Genomic DNA, 2121 nt, shown 5'->3' on the forward strand with positions numbered 1-2121 from the left:
TTCTGGGTGCCGCTGTCGGGGCCAGCGCAGACCGGGCACCTGGTGCCGTCCGGGTTAGACGGCCCTAACGGTGCCCGATCGCTGACCTCGCACCGTCCGGCGATCTCGTCGTGGCCGAGCTCGACCGCGAGGATCCGCAAGCTACATGTCGCGCTGAACCTCGCTCGTCCGTGGCGAGCGCTGGCCCGGCACGGACAGATCTACCGGGACCGTCAGGTGAGTGATCCGCGCAGCGTCGACCGCACCGCGATCTGACCACGGGCTGACGACAGTCGGAGTGGTGATGGCGTGTCCGCCGGTCGAGCAGTGGCTCCACCATGCGCCCCGTGCCGGTTCGGTTCCCACCGCGCTGGCAGCGCGGCGGCAACGGCTTCGCGTTGGAGGTGGTGGTGCTGCTGATCCGCAACTGCTCCTCGCTGCACTGCCGAGGATCTGCTGATCGCCCCGACCCAGCGAGCCAACGAGGCCGCCCGGCGAGGGGTGACACGGGCCGGCGCGGTGTTCACCGGCACGGTCGAGCAGTGTCAGGTTTCTGCAGCCGGGACGCAGCCGCGAGTCAAACCCCATCATGCTGGGATGGCACTCCACCGTGAGATGCCTAGTGGCGCCGAAAGGTTGGAAGTATTTGCATGTCAATAGCCGACGATCGGGTCGCGGACTTCGTCGACGCCTCCGTGCCAGGAATAGGCAAGGTCGACCTCATCTTCGTTTTTGGATCGACCTTACCGATTGCCGTTTCGCCTGCCGAGGAAGCTTTTCGATCGGGACTTGCACCGCTGATCGTTCTGACGGGAGGCCCCAACCGCCGTAAACCTGATCATGTTGAAAGCGAGGTGCACGCGCACCTGCTCCAGACGCGGGGAATCGCGCCGGAGCGGATGCTCGTGGAACGACGTTCCCGTACCTCTGTGGAGAACGTCGCCTTCGCCCGTCCTCTCATCGAAGAGCGCCTCGAGTCGGTACGGACGGTGATCGCAGTGGTGAAATGGTGGCAACGGCGGCAGGTTCACGTACTGGCCGCAGGCCTGCCCACGGTCGAACGTATCTACGCCGCCACCTGGAACCCGCCCGGCCGCGTCGACGGGCGCGACTATGACCGGAGCAACTGGACCTCGAGTTCTGATCAGCCCAGAATCCACGGCGAGTTCGAATACTTGACGAAACTCTTGAGCAGCGGCGAATTGCCGCCGCTGTCAAGAACAGCAGCCGGATGGACCCGGGTGAAGCCTGAGGGCGCGACCCGCGGCACGGGGCCCGCCGACTCAACGACGTGAGGCGGCGGAGTGGGCGGTGAGCTGGCACACCGGCTACCCGGCGCGGGACGCAGACCGTCACGATGTGCCGTGCTGTCGCTCTGCCAGCGGTTCGCGATCCCGCTGCCGGACGGTTTCGAGGCGAAGGCACGGAAACCCCATCCTGGGCCGTGAGAGCGGCGCCGCACGTTCGCGTTCCCCCCAAGCCGACAGCGAGCTCACCGGGGGCGTATCCCACGCACGCATCGGCGCGCCGCCGACCGGCGAGACGCCCGCGCCTCGCCTCGGCGCGTCGGGTGAACGGTCGGCTCAGCAGACGGCCGCTTTCACGGTGAGGGTGCCGGAGCGCGTATCGATGGTGGCGTGCGTGCCCAAGGGAATCGTGGGCGGGTGGTTTCTATGACCGGCCGGGATGCCACCTAGCACTGGAACGCCGAGCCGGCCGAGCCTGTCGCGGAGGACATCGACGACGCCCCATCCTCCGAGCGTCTCGTCCTCGAGGTCCTGCTCGAAGTTGACGAAGCATCCGAGCACGATTCCGGCGACACCGTCGAGGTCGCCGGTGCGCATCAGTTGAGTCAGGGCTCGGTCGACCTCGCCGATGCCGGTGCCGCGTTGGTGCTCGAGCCGGGACGACCTCGATCGATCACATCGTCGGCTGCCCGTAGCCCAGCAGTACCATGGCGGCCCGGTTGTCGGGTCGTGACCAGAACAGTTCGTGCAGATCGGCAGGAAGCTCGTCGCGGTAGGTACCCGTATGCCCACGGCGGAAGAACCGGTCGTCATGACGGCGCAGCTCGTCCAGAGACGGGACCGAGGCCTCGGACCGCACCGTCAGGTCGGGCGCCAGCCGGGTGACGATCGACGG

2 protein-coding genes and 2 pseudogenes are annotated in these 2121 nt (G+C 67.2%); 2 read left to right on the top strand and 2 right to left on the bottom strand.

Going from position 1 to position 2121, the window contains the following annotated elements; all coding sequences use genetic code 11:
* A pseudogene (locus DMB66_RS65080) lies at positions 1-255 on the top strand (carbon-nitrogen hydrolase family protein); the annotation flags it as partial.
* 374 nt (positions 256-629) lie between these two features.
* Positions 630-1274 carry a YdcF family protein gene (locus DMB66_RS58830; protein WP_125812590.1) on the top strand — a complete coding sequence of 215 codons (645 nt, stop codon included), beginning with the start codon at positions 630-632 and terminating at the stop codon, positions 1272-1274.
* A 288-nt stretch (positions 1275-1562) separates the two neighbouring features.
* Here the strand turns inward: DMB66_RS58830 and DMB66_RS65490 are convergent, their stop codons facing one another.
* Together DMB66_RS65490 and DMB66_RS58840 are read right to left on the bottom strand one after the other, a co-directional pair.
* Complete coding sequence (locus DMB66_RS65490) at positions 1563-1985, bottom strand: hypothetical protein (protein ID WP_255441667.1); 423 nt, start codon at positions 1983-1985, stop codon at positions 1563-1565.
* A pseudogene (locus DMB66_RS58840) lies at positions 1900-2121 on the bottom strand (hypothetical protein); the annotation flags it as partial. The pseudogene DMB66_RS58840 and the gene DMB66_RS65490, both read right to left, overlap by 86 nt.

Source organism: Actinoplanes sp. ATCC 53533 (assembly GCF_003947245.1).

Bases quoted from the DNA above. Each gene is read 5' to 3' on its own strand.
- DMB66_RS58830 (WP_125812590.1), top strand. From the start codon at position 630: ATGTCAATAGCCGACGATCGGGTCGCGGACTTCGTCGACGCCTCCGTG.